This window comes from Mycobacterium sp. (genome assembly GCF_040398885.1).
In the GTDB taxonomy this organism is placed as follows: domain Bacteria; phylum Actinomycetota; class Actinomycetes; order Mycobacteriales; family Mycobacteriaceae; genus Mycobacterium.
The window spans coordinates 1-4,298 of the sequence record NZ_JBBATF010000203.1; the positions used below are offsets into that span (position 1 = coordinate 1).

General features: G+C 70.5%; 7 protein-coding genes. 6 read left to right on the forward strand and 1 reads right to left on the reverse strand.

What is annotated here, in order from left to right; translation table 11 throughout:
• The 3 genes from ADBZ5U_RS14610 to ADBZ5U_RS14620 all read left to right on the forward strand — a co-directional run.
• Positions 1-467 (forward strand): enoyl-CoA hydratase/isomerase family protein (locus tag ADBZ5U_RS14610; RefSeq protein ID WP_526811390.1); only part of this gene is annotated, 467 nt, incomplete at its 5' end.
• 10 nt (positions 468-477) lie between these two features.
• A complete protein-coding gene (locus tag ADBZ5U_RS14615) occupies positions 478-1,188 on the forward strand; it encodes a PaaX family transcriptional regulator C-terminal domain-containing protein (protein ID WP_526811391.1) in 711 nt (236 codons plus the stop codon).
• Positions 1,185-1,943 carry a crotonase/enoyl-CoA hydratase family protein gene (locus ADBZ5U_RS14620; RefSeq protein WP_526811392.1) on the forward strand — a complete coding sequence of 253 codons (759 nt, stop codon included), beginning with the start codon at positions 1,185-1,187 and terminating at the stop codon, positions 1,941-1,943. The genes ADBZ5U_RS14615 and ADBZ5U_RS14620 overlap by 4 nt, the downstream gene beginning before the upstream one ends.
• A 130-nt stretch (positions 1,944-2,073) precedes the next feature.
• Here the strand turns inward: ADBZ5U_RS14620 and ADBZ5U_RS14625 are convergent, their stop codons facing one another.
• Positions 2,074-2,454, reverse strand: a complete 381-nt coding sequence (locus ADBZ5U_RS14625) for a DUF3060 domain-containing protein (RefSeq protein WP_526811394.1) — start codon at positions 2,452-2,454, stop codon at positions 2,074-2,076.
• Positions 2,455-2,505: 51 nt separating this feature from the next.
• Here ADBZ5U_RS14625 and ADBZ5U_RS14630 point away from each other — a divergent pair, with 51 nt between their 5' ends.
• From ADBZ5U_RS14630 to rpsG, 3 genes are all read left to right on the forward strand, one after another.
• The gene (locus tag ADBZ5U_RS14630; RefSeq protein WP_526811395.1) at positions 2,506-3,111 is read left to right on the forward strand and encodes a TetR/AcrR family transcriptional regulator; all 606 of its coding nucleotides are present in this window, start codon (positions 2,506-2,508) and stop codon (positions 3,109-3,111) included.
• Between the two features lie 221 nt (positions 3,112-3,332).
• Positions 3,333-3,707: a 30S ribosomal protein S12 gene (rpsL, locus tag ADBZ5U_RS14635; RefSeq protein WP_007167812.1), complete on the forward strand. Its 375-nt coding sequence runs from the start codon at positions 3,333-3,335 to the stop codon at positions 3,705-3,707.
• The gene (rpsG, locus tag ADBZ5U_RS14640; RefSeq protein ID WP_526257991.1) at positions 3,707-4,177 is read left to right on the forward strand and encodes a 30S ribosomal protein S7; all 471 of its coding nucleotides are present in this window, start codon (positions 3,707-3,709) and stop codon (positions 4,175-4,177) included. Before rpsL ends, rpsG begins: the two co-directional genes overlap by 1 nt.
• Positions 4,178-4,298: the final 121 nt, after the last annotated feature.

Genomic DNA, 4,298 nt, shown 5'->3' on the forward strand with positions numbered 1-4,298 from the left:
CCGACCAGGTGATCGCCGCCGCCGACGCCAAGATCGGTTACCCGCCGATGCGGGTCTGGGGTGTCCCGGCCGCGGGGTTGTGGGCGCACCGCCTCGGCGACCAACGCGCCAAACGTCTTCTGCTGACCGGGGATTGCATCACCGGAGCCCAGGCCGCCGAGTGGGGACTGGCCATCGAGGCGCCCGCCCCGGAAGACCTCGACGAACGCACCGAACGCCTCGTCGAGCGCATCGCCGCGATGCCGGTCAACCAGCTGATCATGGCCAAGCTCGCCCTCAACACCGCGCTGTACCAGCAGGGCGTGGCGACCAGTCGGATGGTCGGCACGGTGTTCGACGGCATCGCCCGGCACACCCCGGAGGGGCACGCCTTCGTCGCCGACGCCGTCGAGCACGGATTCCGGGATGCCGTCCGGCGTCGCGACGAGCCGTTCGGGGATTACGGCAGACGAACGTCGGGCGCGTGACGTGCCCCGCATGACGGCCCGGTCGGTGGTGCTCTCGGTACTGCTCGGCGCCCACCCGGCCTGGGCCACCGCAGCCGAACTGGTCCGTCTCACGGCCGATTTCGACATCAGGGAGACCACCCTGCGGGTTGCGCTGACCCGGATGGTCAGCGCCGGGGACCTGGTTCGCTCCGACGACGGCTATCGGCTGTCGGACCGGCTGCTGGCCCGTCAGCGCCGGCAGGACGCCGCCCTGCATCCGGTGCTTCGCGACTGGGACGGCGACTGGATCACCGTTGTGGTGACCGCGGTCGGTGCCGACGCCCGAGCCCGGGCTGCTATGCGAACGGCGCTGGCGCACAACCGATTCGCCGAGCTGCGCGAGGGTGTGTGGTTGCGGCCGGACAATCTGGCCGGGACAGTGCCGGCGGAGATCGGCGGCAAGGCGCGGGTCCTGCGTTCCCGCGACGAGGACCCCGTCGACCTCGCCGCGACGTTGTGGGATCTGCCCGGGTGGTCCAAGACCGGTCGTCGATTGCTGCGTGAGATGGACCGTGCCAGGGGTGTCCCGGACCGTTTCACGCTGGCCGCCGCCATGGTCCGCCATCTGCTCACCGACCCGGTGCTCCCGGCCGAACTGCTGCCCGCCGACTGGCCGGCGGACCGACTGCGGGAAGCCTATGCCGACTTCGCCGCGGTACTGGCGGCGCGACGATCCGACGACCTTCTGGAGGCCCGATGAGTGTCGACGTCGCGCGCAACGGACCGGTGACGACGGTCATCCTGGACCGCCCGCACGCCCGCAACGCCGTCGACGGCCCAACCGCCCTGGCCCTCTACGACGCCTTCGAGGAGTTCGACCGCGACGAGTCCGCCTCGGTGGCCGTGCTGTGGGGGGACCACGGAACATTCTGCGCCGGAGCCGATCTCAAGGCCATCGGCACACCCGATTCCAACCCGACCCACCGCAACGGCCCCGGCCCGATGGGTGCCAGCCGGATGACGCTGTCCAAACCGGTGATCGCGGCGGTGAGCGGCTACGCCGTCGCCGGGGGTCTGGAACTCGCCCTGTGGTGCGACCTCCGCGTGGTCGAGGAGGACGCCGTCTTCGGGGTGTTCTGCCGGCGCTGGGGCGTCCCGTTGATCGACGGCGGCACGGTGCGCCTGCCGCGGCTGATCGGGCACGGCCGTGCGATGGACATGATCCTCACCGGCCGCCCGGTCGGGGCGCAGGAGGCGCTGGCAATCGGGCTGGCCAACCGGGTCGTGCCCGTCGGGCAGGCCCGGGCGGCCGCAGAGGACCTGGCCGCCGAGTTGGCCCGGCTGCCGCAGGGCTGCCTGCGTTCCGACCGGCTCTCGGCGCTGCACCAGTGGGGCCGCTCCGAGGCCGAGGCGATGGACTTCGAGTTCGGCAGCCTGTCGCGGGTGGCGGCCGAAACCCTCGCGGGCGCCAAGCGCTTCGCCGACGGCGCCGGCCGGCACGGGGAACCGGCCTGACCTCGGGGTGGCCCTCCCGCCCCTCCCCGCGAGCAGACACAAAGGGTCCCGAATATGCGGAATGTCGGGGGCGTCCACGTCTGCTCGCGGGGAGGGGGCGAGGGAGGGGGCGAGGGAGGGGCGGGGACGTCTACGTCTGCCCGCGGGGAGGGGTGCGGCTGATCCGGTTGCCCGAACCGGAGTCCTCGACGCTCGGATCGCCGGCCTTGTAGGTGATCGAGTTGTTCAGCCCGGCGACCGACAACCGGCCGTCGACGCGCTCAAGGGTGATCGTGTTGTCGGAGCCGCCGACCCGGACCGAGGCGCACGTCCCGGACACCGTCAGGGTGTTGTTGGAGCCGGCCACGTTCAGCGAGCTGCCGCTTCCGCAGTCGATGTCGGCGGTGGTGCCGAACGAGCCGTAATCGACGGCGCCGCCCGCCGGCACCGGCGCCGCCGGCCCGGAGGCCCCCGCGCCGCAGCCGGCCAGCGTCATTGCCGCGGCGAACACGGCGGAAAGGTGCATCCGCATCGCCCAAGAGCGTACGTGCAGCCGTACGCGGGGCACTAGAGTTCTGCGCTGATGGCCACACGCGGGCGCCCCGCGCCCAAGCTCAGTCGCGAGGTGATCGTCAACGCCGCCCTGACCTTCCTGGACCGGGAGGGCTGGGACGCCCTGACCGTCAACGCGCTGGCCACCCAACTCGGCACCAAGGGCCCGTCGCTGTACAACCATGTCGCCAACCTCGACGACCTGCGCCGCTCGGTGCGGATGCGGGTGGTCGACGACATCCTGCAGATGCTGAGCACCGTGGCGGCCGGCCGCACCCGCGACGACGCGGTGATGGCGATGGCCAGCGCCTACCGCAGCTACGCCCACCACCACCCCGGCCGGTACTCCGCCTTCACCCGGATACCACTGGGCGGGGACGACCCGGAGTTCACCTCCGCCTCGCACGCCGCGGCGGCGCCGGTCATCGACGTGCTGGCCTCCTACGGCCTGGACGGCCGGGCCGCCTTCCATGCGGCCCTGGAGTTCTGGGCGGCCCTGCACGGCTTCGTGCTGCTGGAGATGACGGGGGTGATGGAGTCCAGCGCCGTGCGGGTGGACACCGACGCCGTCTTCTCCGACATGGTGCTGAGACTCGCCACCGGCATATCCCACCGCACCAACCCTGACCTGCGGTAAGGTGGCGGGCCGCCGGTTTTGGAGGCCGCTGGTCTAACTGGTATTGTTAGGCATCGTGCCTGGCCGCCAGGTGCGCTCACGCGCGCTCGCCGGGCGAATTCGTATGTTCACGGTGCATCCGGATCGGTTCCGGTGCCCAGAGCGTGCGACACGCCCGGCCGCGGGTTACGCGGCGGGGTCAAAACTGCAGTACACAGACGTGAAATGAGAGAAAGCCGGTAATGCCAACCATTCAGCAGCTGGTCCGCAAGGGTCGCCGCGACAAGATCGCCAAGGTGAAGACCGCGGCCCTCAAGGGCAGCCCGCAGCGCCGCGGTGTGTGCACCCGCGTCTACACCACCACCCCGAAGAAGCCGAACTCGGCGCTTCGCAAGGTCGCGCGCGTCAAGCTGACCAGCCAGGTTGAGGTCACCGCCTACATCCCGGGTGAGGGCCACAACCTGCAGGAGCACTCGATGGTCCTGGTGCGCGGCGGTCGCGTGAAGGACCTGCCCGGTGTGCGCTACAAGATCATCCGCGGGTCGCTGGACACCCAGGGCGTGAAGAACCGCAAGCAGGCCCGCAGCCGCTACGGCGCGAAGAAGGAGAAGAGCTGATGCCGCGCAAGGGGCCCGCTCCCAAGCGTCCTTTGGTCAACGACCCCGTCTACGGGTCCCAGCTGGTGACCCAGCTGGTCAACAAGGTGCTGCTCGACGGCAAGAAGTCGCTGGCCGAGCGCATCGTCTACGGCGCTCTCGAGCAGGCCCGGGACAAGACCGGCACCGACCCCGTCGTCACCCTCAAGCGGGCGATGGACAACGTCAAGCCGGCCCTCGAGGTCCGCAGCCGCCGCGTCGGTGGCGCCACCTACCAGGTGCCCGTCGAGGTCCGTCCGGATCGCTCCACCACCCTGGCGCTGCGCTGGCTGGTCAGCTTCGCCAAGGCCCGCCGGGAGAAGACCATGGTCGAGCGGCTGGCCAACGAGATCCTCGACGCCAGCAACGGCCTGGGCGCCGCGGTCAAGCGCCGCGAGGACACCCACAAGATGGCCGAGGCCAACCGGGCGTTCGCGCACTACCGCTGGTGACACCTGCCCGCCTCGGCGGGCGCAACTAAAGACAGCAATAACACCGAAAGAGTTGGGAAGACTTCTGTGGCACTCGACGTGCTGACCGACCTGAAGAAGGTCCGCAACATCGGCATCATGG

Bases quoted from the DNA above. Each gene is read 5' to 3' on its own strand.
- ADBZ5U_RS14615 (WP_526811391.1), top strand. From the start codon at position 478: ATGACGGCCCGGTCGGTGGTGCTCTCGGTACTGCTCGGCGCCCACCCG.
- ADBZ5U_RS14620 (WP_526811392.1), top strand. From the start codon at position 1,185: ATGAGTGTCGACGTCGCGCGCAACGGACCGGTGACGACGGTCATCCTG.
- ADBZ5U_RS14625 (WP_526811394.1), bottom strand. From the start codon at position 2,454: ATGCGGATGCACCTTTCCGCCGTGTTCGCCGCGGCAATGACGCTGGCC.
- ADBZ5U_RS14630 (WP_526811395.1), top strand. From the start codon at position 2,506: ATGGCCACACGCGGGCGCCCCGCGCCCAAGCTCAGTCGCGAGGTGATC.
- rpsL (WP_007167812.1), top strand. From the start codon at position 3,333: ATGCCAACCATTCAGCAGCTGGTCCGCAAGGGTCGCCGCGACAAGATC.
- rpsG (WP_526257991.1), top strand. From the start codon at position 3,707: ATGCCGCGCAAGGGGCCCGCTCCCAAGCGTCCTTTGGTCAACGACCCC.